The 26,715-nt window shown below is 39.5% G+C and carries 23 protein-coding genes; all 23 read left to right on the forward strand.

What is annotated here, in order from left to right:
* Nucleotides 1-81: 81 nt before the first annotated feature.
* The 23 genes from MHH87_RS05225 (at nt 82) to MHH87_RS05335 (ending at nt 26,625) form a co-directional block, all read left to right on the forward strand.
* Complete coding sequence (locus tag MHH87_RS05225) at nt 82-1,380, forward strand: glucose-6-phosphate isomerase (RefSeq protein ID WP_340748272.1); 1,299 nt, start codon at nt 82-84, stop codon at nt 1,378-1,380.
* 129 nt (nt 1,381-1,509) lie between these two features.
* The gene (galU, locus tag MHH87_RS05230; protein ID WP_340748273.1) at nt 1,510-2,394 is read left to right on the forward strand and encodes a UTP--glucose-1-phosphate uridylyltransferase GalU; all 885 of its coding nucleotides are present in this window, start codon (nt 1,510-1,512) and stop codon (nt 2,392-2,394) included.
* Nucleotides 2,395-2,668: 274 nt separating this feature from the next.
* The gene (locus tag MHH87_RS05235) at nt 2,669-3,397 is read left to right on the forward strand and encodes a YveK family protein (protein ID WP_340748274.1); all 729 of its coding nucleotides are present in this window, start codon (nt 2,669-2,671) and stop codon (nt 3,395-3,397) included.
* Nucleotides 3,397-4,122, forward strand: coding sequence for a CpsD/CapB family tyrosine-protein kinase (locus tag MHH87_RS05240; RefSeq protein WP_340748275.1), 726 nt, complete (start codon nt 3,397-3,399; stop codon nt 4,120-4,122). Before MHH87_RS05235 ends, MHH87_RS05240 begins: the two co-directional genes overlap by 1 nt.
* 378 nt (nt 4,123-4,500) lie before the next feature.
* The gene (locus tag MHH87_RS05245; protein WP_340748276.1) at nt 4,501-5,298 is read left to right on the forward strand and encodes a TIGR00282 family metallophosphoesterase; all 798 of its coding nucleotides are present in this window, start codon (nt 4,501-4,503) and stop codon (nt 5,296-5,298) included.
* Nucleotides 5,299-5,483: 185 nt separating this feature from the next.
* Nucleotides 5,484-6,704, forward strand: coding sequence for an ISL3 family transposase (locus tag MHH87_RS05250; RefSeq protein WP_340747992.1), 1,221 nt, complete (start codon nt 5,484-5,486; stop codon nt 6,702-6,704).
* A gap of 430 nt (nt 6,705-7,134) precedes the next feature.
* Nucleotides 7,135-7,401, forward strand: coding sequence for a stage V sporulation protein S (locus tag MHH87_RS05255; RefSeq protein WP_340748277.1), 267 nt, complete (start codon nt 7,135-7,137; stop codon nt 7,399-7,401).
* 253 nt (nt 7,402-7,654) lie between these two features.
* Nucleotides 7,655-7,921 carry a stage V sporulation protein S gene (locus MHH87_RS05260; protein ID WP_340748278.1) on the forward strand — a complete coding sequence of 89 codons (267 nt, stop codon included), beginning with the start codon at nt 7,655-7,657 and terminating at the stop codon, nt 7,919-7,921.
* Nucleotides 7,922-8,353: 432 nt separating this feature from the next.
* The gene (locus tag MHH87_RS05265; RefSeq protein WP_340748279.1) at nt 8,354-10,087 is read left to right on the forward strand and encodes a 2-oxoacid:acceptor oxidoreductase subunit alpha; all 1,734 of its coding nucleotides are present in this window, start codon (nt 8,354-8,356) and stop codon (nt 10,085-10,087) included.
* A 2-nt stretch (nt 10,088-10,089) separates the two neighbouring features.
* Nucleotides 10,090-10,956: a 2-oxoacid:ferredoxin oxidoreductase subunit beta gene (locus MHH87_RS05270; RefSeq protein WP_340748280.1), complete on the forward strand. Its 867-nt coding sequence runs from the start codon at nt 10,090-10,092 to the stop codon at nt 10,954-10,956.
* Nucleotides 10,957-11,078: 122 nt separating this feature from the next.
* On the forward strand, nt 11,079-12,605 hold the full coding sequence (locus MHH87_RS05275) for a methyl-accepting chemotaxis protein (RefSeq protein ID WP_340748281.1): 1,527 nt from the start codon (nt 11,079-11,081) through the stop codon (nt 12,603-12,605).
* A gap of 199 nt (nt 12,606-12,804) precedes the next feature.
* A complete protein-coding gene (locus tag MHH87_RS05280) occupies nt 12,805-13,635 on the forward strand; it encodes a nuclease-related domain-containing protein (protein ID WP_340750888.1) in 831 nt (276 codons plus the stop codon).
* Nucleotides 13,636-13,761: 126 nt separating this feature from the next.
* Nucleotides 13,762-14,124: a hypothetical protein gene (locus MHH87_RS05285; RefSeq protein WP_340748282.1), complete on the forward strand. Its 363-nt coding sequence runs from the start codon at nt 13,762-13,764 to the stop codon at nt 14,122-14,124.
* Nucleotides 14,125-14,208: 84 nt separating this feature from the next.
* Complete coding sequence (miaB, locus tag MHH87_RS05290; protein WP_340748283.1) at nt 14,209-15,756, forward strand: tRNA (N6-isopentenyl adenosine(37)-C2)-methylthiotransferase MiaB; 1,548 nt, start codon at nt 14,209-14,211, stop codon at nt 15,754-15,756.
* Nucleotides 15,753-16,187, forward strand: a complete 435-nt coding sequence (locus MHH87_RS05295) for a RicAFT regulatory complex protein RicA family protein (protein WP_340748284.1) — start codon at nt 15,753-15,755, stop codon at nt 16,185-16,187. Before miaB ends, MHH87_RS05295 begins: the two co-directional genes overlap by 4 nt.
* Before the next feature lie 222 nt (nt 16,188-16,409).
* Nucleotides 16,410-18,605 carry an EAL domain-containing protein gene (locus tag MHH87_RS05300; RefSeq protein WP_340748285.1) on the forward strand — a complete coding sequence of 732 codons (2,196 nt, stop codon included), beginning with the start codon at nt 16,410-16,412 and terminating at the stop codon, nt 18,603-18,605.
* Between the two features lie 254 nt (nt 18,606-18,859).
* Nucleotides 18,860-19,435, forward strand: a complete 576-nt coding sequence (gene cotE, locus MHH87_RS05305; RefSeq protein ID WP_340748286.1) for an outer spore coat protein CotE — start codon at nt 18,860-18,862, stop codon at nt 19,433-19,435.
* A 101-nt stretch (nt 19,436-19,536) separates the two neighbouring features.
* Nucleotides 19,537-22,164 carry a DNA mismatch repair protein MutS gene (gene mutS / locus MHH87_RS05310; RefSeq protein ID WP_340748287.1) on the forward strand — a complete coding sequence of 876 codons (2,628 nt, stop codon included), beginning with the start codon at nt 19,537-19,539 and terminating at the stop codon, nt 22,162-22,164.
* A gap of 14 nt (nt 22,165-22,178) precedes the next feature.
* Nucleotides 22,179-24,068 carry a DNA mismatch repair endonuclease MutL gene (mutL, locus tag MHH87_RS05315; protein ID WP_340748288.1) on the forward strand — a complete coding sequence of 630 codons (1,890 nt, stop codon included), beginning with the start codon at nt 22,179-22,181 and terminating at the stop codon, nt 24,066-24,068.
* Between the two features lie 31 nt (nt 24,069-24,099).
* Complete coding sequence (locus MHH87_RS05320) at nt 24,100-25,017, forward strand: alpha/beta fold hydrolase (protein WP_340748289.1); 918 nt, start codon at nt 24,100-24,102, stop codon at nt 25,015-25,017.
* Nucleotides 25,010-25,909, forward strand: coding sequence for a tRNA (adenosine(37)-N6)-dimethylallyltransferase MiaA (gene miaA / locus MHH87_RS05325; RefSeq protein ID WP_340748290.1), 900 nt, complete (start codon nt 25,010-25,012; stop codon nt 25,907-25,909). Before MHH87_RS05320 ends, miaA begins: the two co-directional genes overlap by 8 nt.
* 77 nt (nt 25,910-25,986) lie before the next feature.
* Nucleotides 25,987-26,244 carry an RNA chaperone Hfq gene (hfq, locus tag MHH87_RS05330; RefSeq protein ID WP_340748291.1) on the forward strand — a complete coding sequence of 86 codons (258 nt, stop codon included), beginning with the start codon at nt 25,987-25,989 and terminating at the stop codon, nt 26,242-26,244.
* Between the two features lie 78 nt (nt 26,245-26,322).
* Nucleotides 26,323-26,625 carry a rhodanese-like domain-containing protein gene (locus MHH87_RS05335; protein WP_340748292.1) on the forward strand — a complete coding sequence of 101 codons (303 nt, stop codon included), beginning with the start codon at nt 26,323-26,325 and terminating at the stop codon, nt 26,623-26,625.
* Nucleotides 26,626-26,715: the final 90 nt, after the last annotated feature.

Here is a 26,715-nt window from a genome sequence, read left to right on the forward strand (position 1 = left end):
AACTGAAATAGCGCTTAACAAAGAATGCTAGAGAAACTTATTGTAGTTTGACGTAATTACACTTGTGAAATGAGGAGAAACTTGACATTTCAATTAATCCGAACAGGTATTTTAAATGAATCGTTCTTAGAAATTGATTGGTTAGGCTATTCGTCTTCGGTAGCTACCATTCATCACTATTTAGAAAAAATAAATGGTGAATTAACTGGGTGGCTCCATTCCCCTTTAGAAAAAAACGATGATATGTTGGATTCAATTCAACGTATCGCTTCTGAAATTAAATCGAAAGCGGATGTGTTAGTTGTTATAGGTGTAGGGGGCTCTTTTTTAGGAGCAAGAGCTATTCAAAATGCTTTAACACCATATTTCGGTACTCAGGAAAATGGAATTCAAGTGTTATATGTAGGTCAAAATATGAGTGGAGCCTATATTCAACAGTTATTAAATAGTCTGAAAGAAAAAGAAATCTATGTAAACGTCATTTCGAAGTCAGGCACAACGATGGAGCCGGCATTAGCTTTTCGCGTCTTTCGGAAATATATGGAACACCGTTATGCCAAGGAAGCGCAAAAGCGGATCATCGTCACAACGGATGCTGAAAAAGGTTTGTTAAAGAAAATGGCAGAGAATTCATGCTATCGTCACTTTGTCATTCCTGCAAATATTGGGGGCCGCTATTCAGTACTAACCCCAGTAGGTCTCTTGCCAATTGCGGTAGCTGGTGTGGATATTAGGCGATTACTGGAAGGTGCTAAGAAGGCTGCTATTCTATTAAAAGAAGAAAATCTCGAACTAAATGAAGCGTATCGTTATGCTGTCATTCGCCATGCGCTATATAAAAAAGGCTATCAACTCGAATTGCTCGCGACTTTCGAACCTAGTCTTGCAAAACTACAAGAGTGGTGGAAGCAATTATTTGGTGAAAGCGAAGGGAAAGGCAAAAAGGGGTTATTTCCAGCTACTGTTAGCTATTCCACTGACTTACATGCTATTGGTCAATTTATACAAGAAGGCAGTCCGATTTTATTTGAAACATTACTTCATTTCAAGGAAATCACAGATGATTGTCAGGTTCCTTTTGACCATCGAAATGAAGACGAGCTCAATTATTTATCTAACCGTAGCTTCAATGAAATCAATGCTATCTCCAAACAAGGCACTGCAATTGCGCATGCTGAAGGGGGAGTACCTGTCATTCAACTAGAACTAGAGCGGCTGGATGCCTATCATCTAGGCTACCTCATTTATTTTTTTATGAAGTCATGTGCAATGAGCGCTTCTTTATTACAGGTCAATCCTTTTGATCAGCCAGGTGTTGAAATGTATAAAAATAAAATGAAAGAATTATTAAATATTAGCTACGTTAAATTCCGTCATTGATTCTTATGAAAAAAGGGTCTGCTATTAACACAATAGCAGCGTTTATCAGCATCTAAATCTAAATAATGTGTTAACTACAAAGTCACGAATGACAAGTATTACTTAGTAACAGGTGAGGAGCTAATTAATATGAAGAAAGTTAAAAAAGCAATTATTCCAGCAGCTGGTCTGGGAACGCGTTTTCTGCCAGCGACAAAAGCGATGCCGAAAGAAATGTTACCGATTGTTGACCGACCTACAATAGAATACATCGTTGAAGAGGCCATTCAATCGGGGATAGAAGATATTATTATTGTTACGGGTAAGGGGAAACGAGCAATTGAAGACCACTTTGATAGAAATTTTGAACTTGAAGATAATTTAATGAAAAAAGGGAAATTTGAGCTTCTAAATAAAATCAATCAATCCTCAAAAGTTGAAATCCACTATATAAGACAAAAGGATCCAAAAGGGCTTGGCCATGCAGTTTGGTGTGCTAGGAATTTTATTGGAGATGAGCCATTTGCTGTTTTATTAGGAGATGATATTGTGCAGGCGGAAAAACCTTGCTTGAAACAATTAATTGAACAATATGATGAAACAAACTGTTCAATATTGGGTGTTAAAAAAGTACCGGATGACCAAACATCTCGCTACGGTATTATTGACCATTGTACTGCTGAGGGAAGGCGATATCAAGTAAATAATCTAGTTGAAAAACCTATACAAGGTACTGCACCATCTAATTTAGCAATTATGGGGCGGTATATTTTAACACCAGAAATCTTTACGTTCTTAGACAATTTAGAAGCAGGTGCTGGTGGTGAAATTCAGCTAACTGATGCACTCCAAAAGTTGAACGAGATTCAAAAGATCTATGCTTATGAATTTGAGGGAAAGCGATATGATGTTGGTGAAAAATTAGGATTTATAAGAACGACTGTTGAGTTTGCATTAAATAATGAAGAGTTTGGCATTGAAGTAGAAGAAATGTTGAAAGAAATATTATCACAAAGGACAGCTTATATAGACTAAATAGTGAAGATTCGATAGAAATCAAATAATTTTTGAATGTTGGTTTAGCTTGTATTGTGAGAGGCTGCGAAAATTATAGTAAGCAATGAAATCCTAAAGTTTAGTAGCAACTTTGGGTTTTTTTGTTTTGGGAATTTCCATGAAAATGATTAATAGGAATAAATTTTCTGTATTTTTCATACAATAATAAGTGAAGATAATAGAGGGATTTCACTATTTGTAAATGGATATGCCTTTGGGTAGTATTGTGACTTTGGTACAAGGGGGGGATTAAATGGAGGAATCAAAAAGTTTACAAGAAATCGCAAAGATAATAAGAAAACGATTTTTACTTATCATTAGCCTAACTGTTATTAGTGTTGGAATCGCTGCTGGTCTTAGCTTTTATGTTTTAACCCCCATCTATCAGGCACAAACTCAAATTTTAGTTAATCAAAACAGTAACAGCACAGAAGCATATTCATGGGAAAAAACAGAAATCGATTTTCAATTAATTAGTACGTACAATATCATTATGACAAGTTCTGGTATTTTAAGTAAGGTCATTGAGAAACTTGAAATGAACACAACGCCAGAAAGTTTATCAAAACAAATTACAGTGTCAAATGAAAGTAACTCAAAAGTTGTCAATATTAGAGTGGAAGATGAAAATCCGCTGCGGGCAGTGGAAATTTCAAATACAGTAGCTGAAGTTTTTAAAGAGGAAATTCCTAAATTAATGAGTGTTGATAATATTAATATTTTGTCAGCTGCTAAGTTAAGTGAAAATCCATCTCCAGTAAAACCTAAAAAGTTGCTTAATATGGCCATTGCTGCAGTTGTCGGTTTAATGATTGGTGTTGGTTTAGCCTTTTTATTAGAAATGTTAGATACAACGATTAAAAACGAGAAAGATATAGAAGAAGTTTTGGAATTGCCAGTTATGGGGTTAGTAGGTTCAATTGCACCAGAAAAAGTGATAAAAGATCCCCTTCAATCGCGTAGAGTAAGGAGGAATTCATAATGTTTGGAATAATGAGTAGAAAAAAGAAAAAAAAGTTAAAACTTTCAATGATGGGTCGCAAGCTAATTACAGTGTCGGATACGAAGTCTATTATATCTGAGCAGTTTCGGACAATCCGTGCAAACATAACATTTTCTATGCCCGATCAAGAATTAAAAACCATTCTAGTAACTTCGTCTACACCCGGTGAAGGTAAATCAACAAATGCTTCTAATCTGGGTGTCGTTTTTGCTCAAGAAGGTAAAAAAGTATTACTTGTAGATGCAGATATGCGTAAACCGACATTGCATTATACGTTCAACATATTTAATACATTAGGCTTGTCAACTGTGCTAACAAGACAGCATGCTATTAATAATGCAATTCAGGAGACGTTTGTATATGGCTTATATGTTATCCCGAGTGGTCCGATTCCCCCCAATCCAGCTGAATTACTTTCTTCTAAAATGATGGAGGCTTTTATGGAGGATGCGAAGAAGAATTATGACATAGTAATTTTTGATGCACCCCCGATATTATCTGTTTCAGATGCACAAATATTGTCTAACAAATGCGATGGCACTTTGTTAATCGTTAATTATGGTGTTGTAGAAAAGGAAATTGTTCTAAAAGCGAAGGCAACGCTTACTGCTTCTCAAGCAAAAATTTTAGGAGTGGTATTAAATAATTATGTAATGCCTCGTAATCATCATTATTATAAGTATTATAGTAGTATTGAGGAGTGAAAGTTGATTTATTGGGTTGTTGAAAAAGTGCCTATAGTTTAATTAAGCGAACCATTCGTCGGTTAAATCGACGAATGGTTCGCTTTTTCAGTGGATAAAAAAGTACAACTTTCTGATCCACATACGTAAGGAAAGTAACTCGCTCTATTTTGAGTGAGTTGTGTCTTTTTGATGTATTATTGGAAATACTAAATTTTAGTGGTGTTCTAATGAAGTCAAATCAATAGCCTTCAACTAAAGTTCTTTCCGGGTGAACTTCAATATTGTTTTGTCAAAATACTATCGAATAAGCCAAAATGGAATGCAATTTTTGCTTCTAAGTGGGATAGGGTGGTAGAATGGAAGGAATGTTGATTGAAAGAAAGTGTGGTCATAAATATGAAAGTTCTATTCATCGGTGATATTGTGGGTTCGATTGGCCGTGACGCAGTGGAGAAATATTTACCTCGTCTGAAGAAAAAATATGCAGTAGATGTAGTGATTGCGAACGGTGAGAATGCAGCAGCAGGGCGCGGCATTACGCGAAGTATTTATAATGATTTATTACAAATGGGCGTTGATGTGATCACGATGGGGAACCATACGTGGGACAACAAAGACATTTTTGATTTTATTGATGACGCGGATTATTTAATTCGTCCAGCAAATTTTTCGAAGGATGCACCAGGGCGCGGTATGACGCAAGTGTCGAAAAATGGCGTGACGATTTCGGTTATTAATTTACATGGACGAGTATTTTTACCGCCGCATGAGGATCCATTTGCGATGGCAGAGGAAATGGTAGAAGAAGCGCGTAAAACTTCGCCAATCGTATTTGTCGATTTTCACGCAGAAGCAACGTCAGAGAAGATTGCGCTTGGCTGGCATTTAGACGGCAAAGCTTCCGTAGTTGTTGGGACACATACACATGTACAAACAGCGGACAACCGCATTTATCCAGGAGGCACAGCGTATATTACAGACGTTGGGATGACAGGCCCGTATGATGAAATCCTTGGTATGGGTAAAGATAATGTCATTTACAAGTTTAAAACAAATATGCCGGCGCGTTACGAAGTGCCAAAATCAGGTCGTGAAGTACTAAGTGGTTTCTTCATTGAAATTGATGATAGAACAGGTAAAGCACTACGCCAAGAACGCGTGTATATTAATGCAGATAATCCATTTCAAGCATAAATAAAAAGAGTCAGCTGCGGCTGGCTTTTTTTTATTTTAACGGAAAGATTTTTCTAATTAAGAAAACAAAAATTGGTTCTATACTAAATGTTGGGGTATTACTACAATTTGAGGGTAAAAAAAGACACGTAACACCCAAATGTCTTATACTTTAGTTGCTGAACAAAAGATAAGATGGGGGTTACGTGTACATGCATTCTAACATAAGTTTACCAGGATTTGAAGACGCGATTATTTTAAAGACAGAGGTGCGTGGAGGGCAGTATCTGATTCATTTTGAAATGCCCATAACGACGCAGGTTTGTCCAAACTGTGGAGAAGATACACGCCGTGTGCACGATTATCGTTGGACTAAGGTAAAACATTTAAAAATGGCAGAACGAATGACGACTTTATTTTATCGTAAACGCCGTTATGCTTGTACGTGCGGGAAGCGTTTTGCGGAGAAGAATCAAGTTGTTTCGCCCTATCAACGCTATTCTAATGAGTGGAATCAAATGGCTCAAATCCGTTCAGTGAAAGCCAAAACCTTCACTGAGATTGCGCACCAATATGGGGCATCGGTTAGTACCATCATTCGCAGATTTGATCGGATTGTTCCTGGAAAAATTAAGGGAGAAACAGCCTTGCCAAAGGTGATTGCCATTGATGAATTCAAAGGCAATGCAGGTGGGGAAAAGTTTCAACTAATTATTGCCGATGCAGTGACAAAAGAACCTATTGATATTTTACCGGACCGGAAAAAAGAAACCATTAAAGCCTATTTGCGTGAGCATGGGGCAAATGTTGAAATGGTCGTTATGGATATGAGTCATTCATTTAAAGCAGCAGTTCAAGAAGCGCTGGATAACCCAATTATCATTGCGGATCGCTTTCACTTTGTTCGCTATATTTATTGGGCAATCGATCGTGTTCGAGTACGTATTCAGAAGGAATGGAATGATTACGATCGTAAGAAAGTAAAGAAGAAGCGTCATGTATTTTTTAAGAAACCTAAGGATGTAACTGAGAAAGACCAGTGGTATTTAAAACGCTATTTCAGCTTTTCAGCAGAATTAAAATTGGCTTATCAGTTAAAGGAACAGTTTCGAGAATGGTTTGAACTGGCGAAAGAGAATGGTGCAGAGAAACTAAAGGAAACGAAGGAATTCCTTCTGAAGTTTTATGAAGCGGTAGAAGAAGCTGATATTCCGGAGTTTCAACGCAGTGTGAAAACCCTTCAAAATTGGCAAACAGAAATCCTCAACTCTTTTACATTTAACTATTCAAATGGCTTCGTAGAAGGTTTAAATAATTTAACAAAAGTAATTAAACGCAATGCTTTTGGCTACCGTCGATTTGATCGATTACGCGCCAAAATTTTATTAACACATCAATACAAAACAGTCGGCAATGAAATAGGATAAGGGTGGAGAATTGTATCCCCACCCCAACTATTGACAAAGAACCCAAAAATTAACGTATTGAGGATACAACATATCCGTAAATAAGTGCCATTGACGCTTAATTTCCAATAAGTCGTATGTCTAACTCAACAATTGAGACAACTCACGTTAGGGAAATAAATTCCTCAAAAAAAAAAGGCGAGAGGATGACCTTACTTTATTATTAGAATCGTTCAATTTCTAGTAACCAATTATAAACTACTACACAGAAAGTTAACGAAGCTATAGAGAATAAGAGCGAAAAGTAAATAAACGAGCTCGATTCAAAAATAAATAATTCGCTTGGTCATCGCTTGAAGTCTATTTCTCTATTACACGGCATACAATTAGCTACGGACAACAAATTAGTTCGTCCTAAAACATAATAGGAATTATATGAGGAGGAATAGCTATGGATGCATTAAAAGTATCGTCTCGTTCTAATCCAAATTCTGTTGCAGGTGCACTGGTCGCTGTCATTCGTGAACAAGGATATGCGGAAATGCAGGCAGTCGGTGCAGGCGCACTCAACCAAGCTGTAAAGGCAGTGGCGATTGCGCGTGGTTTCGTGGCACCGAGTGGAACGGATTTAATTTGTGCACCAGCCTTTGCTGATATTACAATTGGCGGGGAAGATCGTACGGCTTTAAAACTTTTGGTAGAAAAACGTACCCGATAAAACGATAAAACGAACAGGTCGTCCAGATGTGGATGACCTTTTTTATTTTAGGGAGTTTAAAATGAGTTCCGAAAAAAACAACATTTGAAACAAACCATTTCAAAAAATCAGAACAACTTATCCATCCGTAAAACAAACGTAGAAATTGATAAGTAGTATTGTGTTTTGAATTTTTATTATTTTTGTATAAATATCACATTTTATATTGCGCGCTATACTATCTTGTTAAACTATTTTATAAGGGGGAATTGCTGTGGATTCATTAAAAGTATCGTCACGTTCTAATCCAAATTCCGTTGCAGGAGCAATGGTCGCAGTCATTCGGGAGCAAGGGTATGCAGAAATGCAGGCAGTCGGAGCAGGCGCTGTCAATCAGGCAGTAAAGGCAGTAGCAATTGCTCGGGGATTTGTGGCACCGAGTGGAACGGATTTAATTTGTACGCCAGCTTTTTCCGACATTACGATTGGCGGGGAAGATCGTACAGCAATAAAGCTAATTGTGGAAAAACGCAAGCGTTAAAACGAACAGGTCGTCCTCTAATTGGATGACCTTTTTTTTGCGCAGAATTCCCGTATAGATTGGCTAAAAAGATACAAAATTTACATAAAGAAATGGTATCACATTACAGAAAACTGACCTTGATTCTTGGGATTAAAAAAACCTATTCTATCTATGATTACAACTTTATGAACGGTGCGTTCCGTCAAAGGTCTGATTTTTTGTTTCAATATGACATTTGCAATAGTACACGTTACATCTTCGTGTTAAACTAATGTAGGAAATTTATCTTTTTTCAGTAGGTGTCTACACGCCGCTGAACAAAAATAAGCCTACAGGGATGTCACATATATCGTACAGCAGTTGACTCGTGTAAACTCGAGTCCGAAATATGGACGTATTTAAACCGAGGCGTAATTGATATATAAATTGCAATCTTAAGGAGATGTTGAAATGTTACATCAGCTTTCATGGAAAGTCGGTGGGCAACAAGGTGAAGGGATTGAGAGTACAGGTGAAATCTTCTCAATGGCAATGAATCGTTTAGGGTATTTCCTATACGGTTACCGTCATTTCTCTTCTCGTATTAAAGGTGGCCATACGAATAACAAAATTACAGTTCGTCCAACAGAGGTTCGTTCAATTGCGGACGATTTAGATATTTTAGTGGCGTTCGACCAAGAAACGATCGACGTAAACTATAAAGAATTAACGCCAAACAGTATTATTATGGCAGATGCAAAATTTGACCCGAAAAATCCAGAAGACTGCGTAGCACCGCTATTTGCTGTACCATTTACTGAAATTGCCGCGGAATTAGGTACTTCATTAATGAAAAACATGGTCGCAATCGGCGCAACAGCAGCACTTTTAAACTTAGAAGAATCAGTTTTCCAAAGCGTTGTTGACGAAATCTTCGGCCGTAAAGGGGAAGAAGTCGTAGCGAAAAATATCGAGGCGATTCAAAAAGGTCGAGAAGCCATTGCTGAACTAATCGGTCAACGTGTCGGTGAATGGGAGTTAACTCCGGCTGACGGCAAACGTCGCATGTTTATGATCGGTAATGATGCAGTTGCATTCGGTGCACTTGCAGCAGGTGCGCGCTTCATGGCTGCGTACCCAATTACACCAGCTTCAGAAATTATGGAATACATGATTAAAAAACTACCGAAATTCGGTGGTGCGGTCATCCAAACAGAAGATGAAATCGCAGCTGCAACAATGGCTATTGGCGCTAACTTCGGTGGCGTACGTTCATTTACAGCTTCAGCGGGACCTGGTCTTTCACTTATGATGGAAGCAATCGGTTTATCTGGTATGACAGAACAGCCGCTTGTAATTATTGATACTCAGCGTGGTGGCCCATCTACAGGCCTTCCAACAAAACAAGAGCAGTCGGATTTAATGGCAATGATTTATGGAACGCACGGTGAAATTCCAAAAGTCGTAATCGCACCTTCTACAATGCAAGAGGCGTTCTACGACACAATCCAGGCGTTCAATATCGCAGAAGAATTACAACTGCCAGTTATTATTATGACAGACTTACAATTATCACTTGGTAAACAAACAGTTGAGCCATTTGATTACAGTAAAATTAATATTCGCCGCGGTAAAATTGTTGATTCTGTGGAAGCTACAGATTCAAAGGATTACTTCAAGCGCTTTGAAAATACTGAAGACGGCATCTCGCCGCGTGTGTTACCTGGTACATTAGGTGGTATTCACCACGTAACAGGTGTCGAGCATGATGAAACAGGGAAACCATCAGAAGCAACAGGCAACCGCCGTACGCAAATGGATAAGCGTTTCCGCAAGCTAGAAGCATTAAACTTTAATGAACCAGTCTATATCAATGCACCATATGAAGAAGCAGATGTATTACTTGTCGGCTTTAACTCAACGCGCGGTGCACTTGAAGAAGTACAAGAAGCTTTAAACGCAGAAGGCATTAAAGCAAATCATGCGCATGTGCGTTTACTATTCCCATTCCCAGCAGACATCATGTCTCGATTAGTAGACGGAGCGAAAAAAGTTATTGTTGTGGAGAACAATGCAACAGGCCAGTTAGCAAATATTATGAAAATGAATATTGGCGGCCATACAAAAACAGCTTCAATTTTGAAATACGACGGTACACCTTTCTTACCGCGTGAACTTAAAAATCTTGTGAAGGAGGAGATCTAATTATGGCTACATTTAAAGATTTCCGTAACTCAGTCAAGCCAAACTGGTGCCCAGGCTGTGGTGACTTCTCTGTACAAGCAGCCATTCAACGTGCTGCTGCAAATGTTGGATACGAACCGAGTGAACTAGCTGTTATTTCTGGTATCGGCTGTTCAGGTCGTATTTCAGGCTATATTAACTCTTACGGCTTCCACGGAATTCACGGCCGCGCTCTTCCAATTGCACAAGGGCTTAAAATGGCGAATAAAGACTTAAAAGTTATTGCTTCTGGCGGTGACGGTGATGGTTTCGCAATCGGTATGGGGCATACAATCCATGCAATTCGCCGGAATATCGACATCACATATGTAGTTATGGATAACCAAATTTATGGATTAACAAAAGGTCAAACTTCACCACGTTCTGCTGCTGGTTTCGTTACGAAATCAACACCAGGTGGGGCAATTGAGCCATCACTTAAACCGTTAGAAGTTGCCTTAACTGCAGGTGCTACATTTGTTGCGCAAGGCTTCTCTACTGATATTAAAGAACTAACTGCTATGATCGAAGCTGGTCTGAATCATAAAGGCTTCTCATTCATTAACGTTTTCTCACCATGTGTAACATATAATAAAGTTAACACGTACGACTGGTTCAAGGAAAACTTAACAAAGCTTGCAGATGTTGAAGGTTATGACCATACAAACCGTGAAATGGCGATGCAAACAGTTATGAGAAATGAAGGTCTTGTAACGGGTATTATTTATCACGATCAAGAAACAACTTCTTATCAAGATAAAATTATTGGCTATTCAGAGCTACCGCTAACAGATATTGATCTTTCACTACCTGAAGCAGATTTCGATGCATTAGTAAAAGAATTTATGTAATACATGAGCTCGTCACATCCGTGTGGCGGGTTTTTTTACATTTAATTTACAAAACTCTTGCAGTATATTAATATTCGGTCGCTATTCTTGGGTTAAAAGCTTGCGGATAAGGAGACTTGCCAGTGCGACTGTCAAAATATATTAAAGTAAAGGACCGTTTAATTGTCTTAATGCTTATTTGCATCGTTTCGAACATTATTTTAGCTGTATTTAGTATGGACTACATGCGGAAAATGGAACAAGGAACGGAGAAAATGTATGCTGAAAAGCTTTTATCGATAACCCTTATACATACAATGGAACAGCAACTCGAATCAAAAGGTGATTTTGAAGCAGACCTTTTAACTGATTTGAAGCCTGCATTATTCGATTCGAAAATGGACTATTACTATAATCTTTTACAATCTGAGCCAACCGTGGAATTGCTTGTTGAAGTGAAGCAATATGTTTTAGAACGGGCAAATGCACAGCTTCAGACGTACAAGGCAGACATCAGATTTGGGTATAAATTAATTATCTGTGTATCAGTCGTGATGATTTTGCTCGTGCTGTATTTTAGTGTCGTTGCTGCAAAAGCCATTAATAAGCCAACGAAACAACTACAGCGTCTGTTCAAGCTCGCGCAGCAAGGGGATTTCACGAAAGTAGCAGACTATGATGCCCGCGACGAGCTCGGTGAAACGATGCGCTATTATAATGCAATGATGACCGAAATTAGAGAGTTACTAAAAGTGGTAAATACAAGTACTCAATCTGCAACAGCGGCGAATATTTTGCTTGAAAAAAGCTCAGCGGAAATGACTAGAGGTGCGGTGCATATTTCAAGTGGAACGGAAATAATGGCGCACTCTGCACTGCATACATCCAATCAGCTCAACGAAAACGCGGCATCTATTCAAGAGGTGGCAGGAGGAATTGAGCTCATTACGGAACGCATGAAGGATGTTGAACGCAGTATCCAACAAACGATTGCTGAGGCGGAAAGTGGTCAGCAAATTGTCTCGGAAAATTTAACCCAAATGACCGAAATCGAATATGCGATACAGCAAGCTAATTACACGATGCACGCATTAAATGAGCAGTCGCTAGAAATTCATAAAGTTGTCGACATGATTCATGCCATTGCCGATCAAACAAACCTACTTGCACTGAATGCCACAATTGAGGCGGCACATGCAGGGGAGCACGGACGCGGTTTTGCTGTTGTTGCGGGTGAAGTGAAAAAGCTGGCGGCCCAATCGATCCAATTTACGAAGGTTATTGCAGCAAACGTTCATGAAATTCGCTCAGAGGCCAGCAATGCAACGAAGATGATGGAAATGGCAGTAGCAACAGTCCATCAAGGATTAGTCAAAACGGAACATACTGCAGCCAAATTCCAATTGATTTCGCAGCAGATTTTGCAGATGGGGCCACCCATTGAAGAGGTGGCAACCGTCATTGATACGATTTCGGCACATACGAAAGAAGTAGCGCAATCATCTGTAGAACTAGGCGCCATGTCGGAAGAAAACACCGTGCAAATTACTCAAATGGCTACCAAAGTGGCAGAACAAAAAAAATCGACAGCCGACATGCACGACGAAATCCGGAACATCGCCAAAAATATGCGCGCACTAACTCATGCAGTACATCGGTTTAAAGTGTGAAAATAACTTCTTTGCCTTACTAAAAAGTGTTGAAAAAACTACTTTCCCACATCAACTAGGAATCCTCTCATTTGTTCGCTACAATACGGGCTAAGGAGGGGATTTTGTGTTGTTGATGGAACGCTCGACCCCGCAAAAATTGACGATCCTCACTACATTTCAGAGGCGTGTGGATAGAACGCTGGAGGAGCAATTGAAAGTGGTGACGATTGGCTATGAAGGGGAGAAAAGAGTTGATCGATACTGGAAAGAGATTGCCGGAGAGTATGTGCTATTTCATAATTTTGAAGGGATGAATGATGTTGGAGGCTCACATCAAATTGATACAATTTTTCTTTGTCCGCAATTTCTCCTTGTACTAGAAATTAAAAATATGACTGGGAATTTGACGATTGATGCGGATAAACATCAGTTACTACGAATTCGCAAAACCGGAGAAATTGATAGTTTTTTGAATCCAATCAATCAAGTTATGCGTCATCAACAGTATATGAAGCGGATTGTGGAAAGGCTTGGCATACAACTCCCAGTCTGTAGCGGTATTATTATGGCGCATCAATCTGCCGTTATCGGCGACATGCCAAACGATGTGCCGATTTTTCACGTTAGTGGGCTCGCGATGTTTATTCAGAAGATGTATCAACAACACCCCCGGTCAATCGCACCTCAGCATGTAGAGCTCATTGGTGAAACATTAGTTACCATGCACAAACCACGTGACTGGACCTACCCAGTTGAAATCGGCAAAGTTCGTAAAGGAGCTCTTTGCGGAGAGGGGCATGTGATGAAATATAAATCGGGTAAGTTTGTTTGCTTTTGTGGAGAGAAAGGCGTACAACCTTTATATCAAGGGCTCCACGATTATCGACTATTAATAAGTGAATGGATTACAAATAAAGACTTTAGAGATTTTTTTATGATAGATAGTAGTGACAAAGCAAATAAATTATTAAGGAAATTGAATTTTTATTATGAAGGGACGAATAAAGGGAGACGTTATTTAATCCCAAAAGAGGTTTGGCGGATATAAGTGAAGTTTTGGCGGATATCCAGAGTAAATTGGCGGATATAGCACTTGAATCCGCGGATATCCGCCTCAATTTCGCGGATAAATCTGAATTTCGCACAATCAACCCCAAAAAGGAGGCTCATTCCAATGACGAACATTATCGATTTCATCTCCAAAAAGAAGCATCAGCAAGAGGAAAAACTCCACCGCATCTTTCAAAAACGCAATTCTATCCAGGACCCACAACAACTAGACAAGCTCGTGCAATCAAAGCTACTTGCTGTTGAGGATCATCGCCTGTTTCTTGCCTTCATTGCCTACACAGAAGAGCATGAGTTAGACTCTAAAATGATTTTCCGAGAAGTACTGCAACTTCCGAAGCACCAATTTGAATCCAAGTATCAAATGAAATGGTCAGCTATTGTACAACTTGCCTTTACGTTTCTCGTGATATTAAAAGGCAACGATGAGCAGGCGTACCGAGAATTTCTTACGATCCCTTCGCAATAGCTTGTCCTTCCGCCTATGTTTTCGCTATAATAGACAAATGGGTATTCGACAGTGCGAAGCCATTTGAAAGGAGTTTACAGTTCGATGAATGAGGAACAACGACTAGCGAGTCAGCAAGTTAAACAACCAAAAACGTCTGAGGCAAAAGCTGAAAAGGACTACAGTAAATATTTTGAAAAAGTGTTTACTGCTCCATCATTAAAAGACGCGAAAAAACGTGGGAAAGAAGATATTAAGTACCATAAAGATTTCGCTATTGATGAACAGTTTTTACGTATGGGCGAAGGTCGTAAGTTTTATATTCGTACGTACGGTTGCCAAATGAATGAGCACGATACAGAAGTAATGGCAGGTATTTTCATGCAGTTAGGATATGAGTCAACAGAGGACATCGAATCAGCAGATGTTGTCCTCCTCAATACATGTGCCATCCGAGAAAATGCGGAAAACAAAGTATTTGGAGAGCTTGGATTCCTAGTAAAATACAAACGTAAAAATCCTGAAATGTTAATCGGTGTTTGTGGCTGTATGTCGCAGGAAGAATCGGTTGTGAATAAAATATTAAAAACGTATCCGCATGTGGATATGGTTTTTGGAACGCATAATATTCACCGCCTACCGAACATTTTACAAGAAGCCTACATGTCAAAAGAAATGGTCATTGAGGTGTGGTCAAAAGAAGGGGACGTCATTGAGAACCTTCCGAAAAAACGCCTTGGTTCGATCAAAGCTTGGGTTAATATTATGTACGGCTGCGATAAATTTTGTACATACTGCATCGTTCCGTATACACGCGGCAAGGAGCGCTCACGCCGTCCGGAAGAAATTATTGCGGAAGTTCGCGAGCTAGCGGCACAAGGCTATAAAGAAATTATGTTACTTGGCCAAAATGTCAACGCATATGGGAAAGATTTTGAAGACTTACACTATCGTTTGGGCGATTTAATGGACGAACTTCGAAAAATCGATATTCCGCGTATTCGTTTCACGACGAGTCATCCACGTGATTTTGATGACCAATTAATCGAAGTGCTTGCACAGGGTGGTAATTTAGTAGAGCATATTCATTTGCCGGTTCAGTCAGGTTCAAATGACGTGCTAAAAATTATGGCGCGTAAGTATACACGCGAGCATTTCTTACAACTTGTTGATAAAATAAAAGTTGCGATGCCGAATGTTGCCCTTACGACGGACATTATTGTTGGCTATCCGAACGAGACGGAAGAGCAATTCCAAGAAACATTGGAGCTGTACCGTGAAGTCGGCTTTGAAATGGCATTTACGTATATTTACTCACCACGCGAGGGAACACCGGCTGCGAAAATGGTCGACAATGTACCAGAAGAAGTAAAAAAACAGCGCCTACAACGCTTAAATGCGGTTGTAGCGGAGTTTTCTAGTGCAGCACTGAAGCAACTAGAAGGTGAAGTCGTAGAAGTACTAGTTGAAGGTAGTAGTAAACGCCGTGATGATGTGCTTGCAGGTTACACGCGCAAAAATAGATTAGTGAACTTTGAAGGTCCGACTGAGTTAGTTGGGAAGCTGGTGAAAGTAAAAGTAATTGAGGCAAAATCCCATTCTCTCATGGGCGAATTTATAGAGCAAGTAAAAGAAAAGGTGGAGCTAGTATGACAAAACTTTATACTAAAGATGAGATTGTAGCAAAAGCACAAGAAATCGCGCACATGATTGCGAATACAGAAGAAGTAGAATTCTTCAAAAAAGCAGAAGAGCAAATTAATGAAAATCAAAATGTACGTGAAAAAATTGCATCATTAAAAACATTACAAAAGCAAGCAGTGAATTTCCAACATCTTGGAAAAGAAAAAGCGCTTAAAATGATTGAAGGCAAAATCGCTGGTATTGAAGAAGAAATCGATGCTGTCCCAGTTGTTCAGCAATTTAAGCAATCTCAAACAGATGTAAATGACTTATTGCAACTTGTATCCAATGCAATTGCAAACGCCGTTACAACGGAAGTAATTGAAGCTACTGGTGGCGACGTTTTAAAAGGTGAAACAGGCTCAAAAGTACAAAATAGCACACCTGGTAGTTGCTCATAAAATGTGAAAAGCAGTCCTAATGACATGGACTGCTTTTTTTATGGTAAAAAAGTATACTTTCTCATTTCGTGATACGGGACAACATCTCGCCCTATTCTGCGCTTAAGTGGGCCTTTTTCAGTGTAAAAAATTGCTCGTTAATTATGCGAAAATTGTCGTATAATCTTGCTTATTTTGGTATAATCAGTAAATTGTTCATTTTAATAGGAAGGATAATAAAAAATGTATGAAATTTACAAAAACCAACTACAAAGAAATCAATTGTATTCCGGATTATGTCAGATTGCAAAACAGCTAGATTCAGGGGTTGTGATAATCGATCCACTGAAGGATTTTACAATTGTTTATGCGAATCATGTTTTTACCGAGATGACAGAGTATAGTGACCATGAACTTATCGGCTCTAAACTTACAATGCTACAAGGTCCTTTATCGGACAGTGAGCAAGAGCAAGTTTTTTTAGACAGTCTTCAAAATTTCAAGTCGATTAAAACGACAATATTTCATTATCGTAAAGATGGTTCGGCATTTTGGCATGAGCTTTCTAGCTTGCCGATTCATGATGAACAGGGAATCGTACAGTTCCACTACATTACTTCAAATGATATTACGAGTATCGTAAATATGGAGGCACTTGTATTATTGGAGAGAGAAGTTTATACGGGGCTTGAACAGGGCGATGAGCTTTCTGTGATTTTCGAGCATATTTGCAAGTATGTAGAGATGAAATTCCAAAAAAAATGCCGGTGCTCGATTTTGCTTCTTGAGGGCACACAGTTAAAAGTAGTTGCGTACGGATCCTTACCAAAACAATTTAAATCGATTATGCATGGCATGGATATATCTAAATTTATTTATAATGAAGAAACAGCAGTGTTTTTAAAAAAGCCCTTCATTATTAAAGATATTAAGCAAAATCAAAATAGTTCCGAATATGCGGATATATTCACTTGCTATAATTTAGTGTCTTCTTGGGGTCAGCCGATTGTAAGTGCGGAAGGTGAAGTGGTTGGTATTTTTTCAATGTATTTTGAAGAAACAGTAGAACCAAGAGATGTTGATTTTCAATTTTTAAATCGAGTTGCACCAATCGTGACAATGGCATTTAAATATTTCAATCAAAAGAATGAAATTAGCCAACTTGCTTTTTTTGACCACACTACGGGTTTACGGAATATTGAATCGTTTAAAAAAGAAATCGTGAAACAATGTAGTAGCGGGACTAAAGGTGTTATTTATATTTTTGAACCGGGAGAGTATCAAAATATTGTAGATTTATATGGACGTCAAGGTGGCGATGAAATTTTACGCCAGCTGTCAGTTCGCCTGAAAAAATTAGACATTTTTGAACAATCAATTTTAGCCCGCTATACAAGCTCTGCAATTATTATTGCAACAAAATATCAACCAAAGCAGGATTTTAGCCATACGGATGTAGAGGACATGTTGCTAATTGAGCCGTATAAAATTGCGGATAAAAATGTGTATATTACACTGAAAATCGGTACCTCACATTTTGATGAGGGTATTTCTACTGATGTTAGTATCCAACGAGCGGATACGGCACTGTCAGCTGCGTTAAAATGTGTAGGTACCGTTATAAAGCAGTATGATGAAACCCAAATTACGGCGATTCAACAAGAAATGGAAGTTTTATCACACATCTCAAGTGCACTGAAAAATAAGGAGTTTGTGCCTGTATTGCAGCCTAAAGTGAATATTAAAACAGGGGAAATCGAAAGCTTTGAGGCATTAGCACGCTGGATGTCTAAAGATGTAGGTTTCGTATCACCAGCAATCTTTATTCCAGTCGCTGAAAATACAGGGAATATTCATAAAATTGACCGTTCAATTTTAAAGAAAATACTTGTGTGGCAAAAGGCTCGAATGGATGCTGGAAAGAAAATGTTCCAAGTATCTGTCAATATTTCGCCAAGTCATTTTTATTATCCTACCTTTGTAGAAAATACATTGGCACTCATTCATAGCTCTGGTGTAGATCCATGTTATTTGAAATTTGAGATTACCGAAAGTATTGAGCTAGAAAATGTACTGCGTGCTAAAAAAATTATTAACGATTTAAAAGACCAAGGCATTGCCACGTCAATTGATGATTTTGGTGTGGGCTATTCTTCACTTAGTTATTTACAGGAGCTACCGTTTGAAGAAATTAAAATCGATAAAAGCTTTATTGATAATTTAGCCGAGCCGCGTATGAATGCGGTTGTCAAAACCATTATTCAGCTGTCTGGGAATTTACAAATGACATCAGTCGCAGAAGGCATTGAAACCGAGGAGCAACATAATGAATTGAAAGCGCTTGGCTGTCATATCGGGCAAGGTTATTACTATTACAAGCCTCTTCTATTAGATGAAGTGGAAGACTTATTTAAAGATGAAACAACCAGTATACACTAATAAAAATGCTGCAAATTTATCGAGGATTTGCAGCATTTTTAGGTTCTAACATTTCCCATTAGCCAACCGTTCAGGTAGTACTACAACGCTCATAGATGGACTTTTTAGTGGATGAAAAAGGATACCTTTCTCATCCACGTAAGTAAGGACATCGACTCGCCCTTTCTTGAGTGAGTTGTGTATTTTTAATACGTAACCCTTTAGGCTTAAGCCGCATACACTAATGCGAGTAGTAAGGAAAGGGGAGATTTTCGGTGAAGCGTTTACGTCAAATTGTGACGAAGGCAGTAATTGCGAAGGGGAAAAAGCGTACTGAATGCAGTGAAACGCTGCGTCCACCGAATGTACCGACAAGCATTTTAGGTTGTTGGGTCATTAATCATCAGCACCAGGCCAAAAAAGTAGGGAAATTTGTAGAAGTGTCTGGAAAGTTCGATGTTAACGTGTGGTATGCGTTCAATAATCATTCTAAAACGGCGGTATTTACAGAAACGATTTCCTATAAGGATCGTATTAAGCTGAAATACCGTGACGAAGAAATCTGTGATTCGACTGATGTTCGTGTTCGTGTCTTGCAACAACCGAACTGTATTGAAGCGGTCATCACACCAAATGGTGAACAGTTTAACGTCGTGATTGAAAGAGAATTTTTAGTGGAAGTAATTGGTGAAACGACAATATGCATCAGTGTTCATCCTCTTGATTTTGAGGAGGAATGGAGTTTTGAAGATGAAAGTTCGATTCAATCGTCAAGTTCATCGTCGTCAAGTTCATCATGTTCTTCAATTTCAGGCTTTGGGAAATCGAACGAATCGTCTTCATTTTCATAAAAAATTTGAGCGCCTTCTACAATTCATAGTAGATATTAGGGCGCTCTTTTCTATTCTTTTGTTATAATGGACAGTACAAGAAAAGCAAGTGAGGGAACCAGATGACTACATATACACCAATGATGCAACAATATTTAGAAGTCAAAAAAGAGTATCAAGACGCCTTTTTATTTTATCGATTAGGCGATTTTTATGAAATGTTCTTTGAGGATGCTATTAATGCATCACAAATTTTAGAAATTACATTAACAGCCCGTGCTGGAAATACGGACAACCCCATTCCGATGTGCGGTGTACCACATCATGCGGCTAAAAATTATATTGAAACACTTGTCGCAAAAGGCTATAAAGTGGCCATTTGTGAGCAAACGGAAGATCCAAAGCAAGCAAAGGGCGTTGTAAAACGTGAGGTTGTGCAGTTAGTAACACCTGGAACGATTATGGAAGGGAAAACGATTGATGGGAAAACAAATCACTTCCTAGCAGCGGCTGAGGAATTGTCCCCTACAGAAATTGCTTTTGCGTACCTTGATGTATCAACGGGCGAAGCGAATACGTCGACCATTGAAGGCAGTGTAAAGGAATTAATTCAGCAACTACAAGCTTATACTATTCGGGAATTGATTGTGACAGAGCAGCTGTATATTTTAATGGCAGAACAAGCTACAAACTACGGCATTGTATTGTCTCGCGAGACAGAAGAAATGGAAGATGTAAAGGCGGGTCAGTATGTGAGCGCGCTACCAGCAAACCTGCAACCTGTTGCGAAGCGTCTACTACAATATATTGAACGTACGCAAATGCGTTCCTTATCGCATATTCAAGCGTTTAGCTTTACCGAGTCCAAAAATTATTTGCGTATCGATACAAATTCAAAGCGTAATTTAGAGCTCATTCAGTCAATTCGAGGCGGTGATGCAAAAGGTACATTGTTATGGTTACTGGATGAAACCGTGACAGCGATGGGCGGACGTAAATTAAAGCAGTGGATGCACCTGCCCCTTGCAAGTAAACATGCGATCGAAGCACGCCTTGCCATCGTAACGGATTTGCTAGAAGAGTTTTTCGTACGTGGCGAGCTACAAAAGTTATTGAAACAAGTGTATGACTTAGAGCGTTTAGCCGGACGCGTTGCATTCGGTTCTGTTGGCGGTCGTGATTTAGCGCAGCTTCGTGAATCACTACGACAAGTACCAGCAATTCAAGCAAAACTACTAGAAAGTGGTAAAGAAACCTTAACAGCACTTGGGCGACAGTTAGATTTATGTACGGATATTGAAGCGCTATTATCAATGGCTATTACGGATCATCCTCCAATTTCCATTAAAGAGGGCGATGTTATTCGAGATAGCTACAATGAACAGCTCGATCAGTACCGCTACGCCTCTCGGAACGGGAAGGACTGGATTGCGCAACTTGAACAAAAGGAACGCGAATTGACGGGCATTAAAAATTTGAAAATCGGCTATAATCGTGTGTTTGGTTATTATATTGAAATTACGAAATCTCATTTAGGTAATGCGGATTTAGCACGTTATGAGCGCAAGCAAACACTTGCCAATGCGGAGCGTTATATTACAGAGGAATTAAAAGAAAAAGAAGCGCTTATTTTAAATGCAGAAGAGCAAAGTTTAGCGCTTGAGTATCAATTATTCGTTGAACTGCGCGAGGAGCTAAAGGCTTTTATTCCACGTGTACAAGCGTTAGCGGCACAAATTAGTGAACTCGATGTATTTATAAGCTTTGCTGTTGTTACTGATAAATACCGGTTTACAAAACCAACATTCCACGACGGACGCGCTTTAACAATTATTGAAGGTCGCCACCCTGTTGTTGAAAAAATGCTAAATAAGCAAATGTATGTACCAAATGATTGTGTCCTAACTAATGATAAAAATATGATGCTGATTACGGGGCCAAATATGTCCGGTAAAAGTACGTATATGCGCCAAGTCGCACTGATTGTTGTCCTTGCGCAGATGGGCTGTTACGTACCAGCAGAAGTAGCGGAACTGCCAATTACCGATCAAATTTTTACGCGTATCGGTGCTGCAGATGATCTAGTAGCAGGACAATCAACGTTCATGGTCGAAATGTTAGAGTCACAGCATGCCATTACGCACGCAACGAAAAACAGCTTACTATTATTTGATGAAATCGGTCGCGGAACGTCCACATATGACGGGATGAGCTTAGCACAGGCAATGATGGAATATATTCATACGGAAATCGGTGCCAATACACTATTTTCTACGCATTATCACGAGCTAACAGACTTAGAAACACAACTGGAGCACCTGAAAAATGTCCATGTAAGTGCGACAGAAAAAGACGGCCGGGTTGTCTTCTTGCACAAAGTAAAGACAGGAGCAGCAGATAAAAGCTACGGTGTCCACGTTGCTGAACTTGCGGACATGCCACAAGCAATTATTGACCGTGCACGCGTGTTACTTGAGGAATTTGAAAGTAAGGAGCCTGTGAAAGTTAGTTTACTGACTCCTACCCAATTACTTGAGCATGATCAATCGGTAGAAAAAGCAAAGCCAGTCCTAAAAGATGAGGAGCTTCAGCTATCATTATTTGAAGCAGTGCGTGAGGAGCCTCAGTTAACACAAGGTGAGCGAGATGTGTTAGAGGCACTTGCGAAGCTCAATGTAATGGGGACAACGCCGATGCAGGCAATGACAACACTTTACGAATTACAGCAAAAATTATTAAACGATAACTAAAAAGGTGGCGTGACATGGGAAAAATTCAAATTATGGACGAATGGCTGTCCAATAAAATTGCAGCCGGTGAAGTAGTTGAGCGCCCCGCATCCGTTGTGAAAGAGCTAGTTGAAAATGCAATTGATGCGGGCAGTACAACAATTGAAGTTTTTCTTGAAGAAGCCGGCCTCGCATCAATCCAAGTTGTAGATAACGGCAGTGGCATGGATGAGGAAGATGCACTAAAGTCATTCTTTCGCCATGCTACGTCTAAAATAGAAAAAGAACAGGATTTATTTCGCATTCGCACACTTGGCTTTCGCGGGGAGGCATTAGCGTCGATTGCATCTGTTTCAAAAGTTTCCATTCGCACGTCAGACGGAAAAACGAGCGGTCTTGAACTTTTTTTAGAAGGTGGCCATGTGAAAGAACAGAAGCCAACCGCTCTTCGAAAAGGAACAGATATTACGGTGGCACAGTTATTTTTCAATACGCCGGCGCGCTTAAAATATTTAAAAACAATCCAAACCGAGCTCGGTCATTCGATTGATTTACTGAACCGCATTGCACTTGGCTATCCTGAAATCGCGATTAAGCTCGTACATAATGGTCAGACGCTCCTACAAACAAACGGACGCGGCAATGTACAGCAAGTGCTCGCTGCCATTTACGGAGCCCATAATGCGAAAAAAATGATTGCCTTTGAAGGTGGAAATAATGACTATAAAGTACATGGCTATGCAACGCTACCAGAAGTAACACGTGCCTCCAAAAACTATATGTCTTTATTTGTGAACGGTCGCTGGGTGAAGCATTACCTTGTACAAAAAGCCATTGTCGATGCGTACCATACGTATTTACCGATTGAGCGTTTTCCAATTGTCCTCCTTTATATTGAAGGGGATCCACACTTAACCGACGTCAACGTACATCCGGCAAAGCATCAAGTACGTCTTAGTAAAGAGCCGGAACTATTAAAGCTTGTAGAAGAAACGCTGCGTGGTGCCATTCGTCAAGTGATTCGCGTACCACAAGTGGAAAAGCGTGACAAGCCCGTACGTTTACCGAGCGAGCAAATGAATATTTGGAAACCTGCACAAACAGTGGCACCAACATTTGATGAAACGAAGCTGGGTGAAATTGTCGAACGCTTAACGCATGAGCAACCGATCGTGCGCGAGCAGGCACCACTTCAATCGATTTTTACTCCATTAGCGAGTGCACCAATTTTTATAGAAGAAAAATCAATAATAGAAGCTTCCGCACAAAGTACACAAGCCCCCATAGCCCAACAGGAACTGCCGCATGAGTCGGATCAAGAATTCTCGGAAAAGAAAGAGCACTTTCCGCAACTTGAAGTCGTAGGGCAAATTCATGGTACGTATATTGTGGCGCAAATGGAGGACGGCTTTTATTTGATTGACCAGCACGCCGCACAGGAACGGATTAAATATGAATATTTCCGTGACAAAGTAGGCGAAGTGAATGCGAACGAACGGCAAGCGCTACTGATGCCCCTCACGTTCCACTATTCTGCGGATGAGGCATTAACCTTGAAGGAATCCATGATCGCACTTGAAGAAGTAGGCGTGTTTTTAGAAGAATTTGGCCAAGCATCCTTTGTAGTGCGTGAATACCCAACCTGGTTTCCTAAAGGGGAAGAACAGGAAATAATTGAAGAGCTAATCGAGCAAGTTTTGAAAACGCGGAAAACGGACGTTAAGAAACTACGAGAAGCAGCAGCTATAATGATGAGTTGTAAAAAGTCGATTAAGGCGAATCATTATTTAAATAAAGAACAGATGGTGAAGCTTTTAGATGATTTACGAGCAGCGGACAATCCGTTTACTTGTCCACATGGTAGACCGGTGCTTATTCATTTTTCAACATATGAAGTAGAAAAAATGTTTAAGCGTGTGATGTAATAGATGTAAATCCGAAGCAAAGGGTGATTTAATGGACAAACAAATGCAATATGTAAGAATGAGTGATGGGCATGAAGTTTTTGTTACAACATTTACACCTAAAGAGCAAGTAGTAGGGCATTTTCATATTTTACATGGGATGGCAGAGCATTCAACACGCTACACATCTTTTGCAGAAATGCTCTGTGAACACGGTTATTTCGTATCGATGCACGATCATAGAGGACATGGCAATACCGTTGATCAAAACGGCCAACTAGGCTATTTTGGTGAGCAAAACGGCTTTGCGCGTGTTGTAAAGGATGTATTTGATGTCCTGCAAACAATTCGTCAAGGAAGAAATCTCCCACCTGTGACGTTATTTGGGCATAGTATGGGATCGTTTATTGCAAGGCGCTATATACAACTCTATAGCTCGACATTGCAGGATGTCATCATTTGTGGGACAGGGGCGACAACAAGGCTGCATTATGTGGGGAATCGTCTTGCCAAGGCGCTCGCAAAAACACAAGGACCACTAGAAAAAAGTCATCTAATGAATGACCTGAGCTTCGGTAGTTTTAACCAATCATTTAGCAATGTGAAAACGTCATTTGACTGGTTATGTAGCGATCAAGAGGAAGTACAAAAATATATCGCTGACCCGAAATGTGGATTTATTGCAACCAATCAATTTTTTGCGGATTTAACAGATGGTCTTATTTTAATAAATAAAAAGGGTGAAAACTCACGCATTCGTCCAGATTTACCCGTCCTCTTTATAAGTGGCAGTGAGGATCCTGTAGGGGACAAAGGGAAAGGTGTATTCCAAGTAGCGCAGCAAATGACGGAATCTGGCGTGGAGTCCGTGTCGGTGTACTTATTTGAAGGAATGCGCCATGAAATATTGAAAGAACCAAATAAACAGCATGCATACGATATTATTTTACGGTGGTTAAAAAATGACTAAAACAAAAGACGTAGTGGCAATTATTGGCCCTACTGCATCAGGGAAAACAGCACTTAGTATTAAGTTAGCAAAGGAAATCGGTGGAGAGATTATTAACGGCGATTCCATGCAAATTTACAAACAAATGGATATTGGGACAGCGAAAATTACCGAAGAGGAAATGGACGGTATCCCCCATCATCTACTCAGCATTAAAGAACCAACAGAAGGCTTTTCTGTTGCAGAATACCAGCAGCTCGTACGCGACAAAATTGTTGACATCCAGTCGCGCGGCAAAATGCCAATTATCGTCGGCGGTACAGGCTTATATGTGCAGTCTGTTTTATATGACTTCCAATTTACGAAGGAAGAAGTAGATGAAGAAGCGCGAAAAAAATATTATGAAGCGCTAGCGGTGCTTGGTCCAGATGCAATGCATGCGCGCCTCGCTGCAATTGATCCAGCAACAGCACAGGAAATTCATCCAAACAATACGCGTCGTGTTATTCGTGCGCTCGAAATGGCGGAGTTGAGTGGCGTATCAAAGGCTGCCGAGGAATTTAATCGCGGCGATATTGCTTTATATAATCATTTAATTATCGGTATGGACATGGACCGTGAGAAATTGTATGCCCGAATTAACTTACGTGTGGACATGATGATGGACAACGGGTTAGTAGAAGAAGTGAAGGCATTGTATGATGCGAATATTCGAGACGTCCAATCCGTGAAAGCAATTGGCTACAAGGAACTTTACGCCTATTTTGACGGCTTCGTTACATTAGAGGAAGCAGTGGAACAAATAAAGCAAAATTCAAGACGCTATGCTAAACGTCAATTAACGTATTTCCGCAATAAGATGGACGTCCAATGGATAGGGAATGATTGGGATGTCATAATAAAAAACTTCTAATTTTTCAAAAAAAGAAGGAAAAAATATAGTCATGGCGAATAAAGAGGAGTGAATAGAAAAGAAAAGAGGGATCCTTCATGAAATCGATTAACTTACAAGATACGTTTTTAAATTATCTGCGGAAAAATAATATTTTCTTAACGGTATTCCTGTTGAATGGTTTCCAGTTAAAAGGGACAATCAAATCCTATGACAACTTCACTGTACTGTTAGAATCGGACGGTAAGCAGCAGCTTATTTATAAGCACGCAATCTCTACTTTTGTGCCTTCTAAACAAGTTGTATTGGCAGGGGAAGAAGATAAATTTAAACCTTTTGTTGATATAAAAGGTTGAATTGTATCCTTCGCTAGCAGTTTTCCAGCTATTCACTTATAATGACAGTGTATAATGAAATATTGGAGGATTTTAAACGTGAAAACAATGACAACTGATGATTTACTAAATTTATTTGATGCAAATGAAGATTTAAACGTAATTGATGTTCGCGAGGACTTTGAAGTAGAGCATGGAATGATTCCAGGTGCTATTCACATCCCGCTTGGTTCAATTCCTGAACGTACGGAAGAACTTGATCCAGCTAAATCATACATCGTCGTATGTAAAGCTGGCGTACGTAGCGCCAATGCTTGCGAATATTTAGCAGCACAAGGCTTTGACGTAACAAACCTAGAAGGCGGCATGATGTCGTATGATGGTGAGTTAGAATTTAAGTAGTCTTATAATATAGCGCAGAGTTTTGGGAACCCCCTCAACTCTGTGCTTTTTAGTAGGTAAAAAGTAAACCTTTCTAAATGGTGAAAGTGA

The organism is Solibacillus sp. FSL H8-0538 (assembly GCF_038003525.1).
GTDB lineage: Bacteria > Bacillota > Bacilli > Bacillales_A > Planococcaceae > JBBOPI01.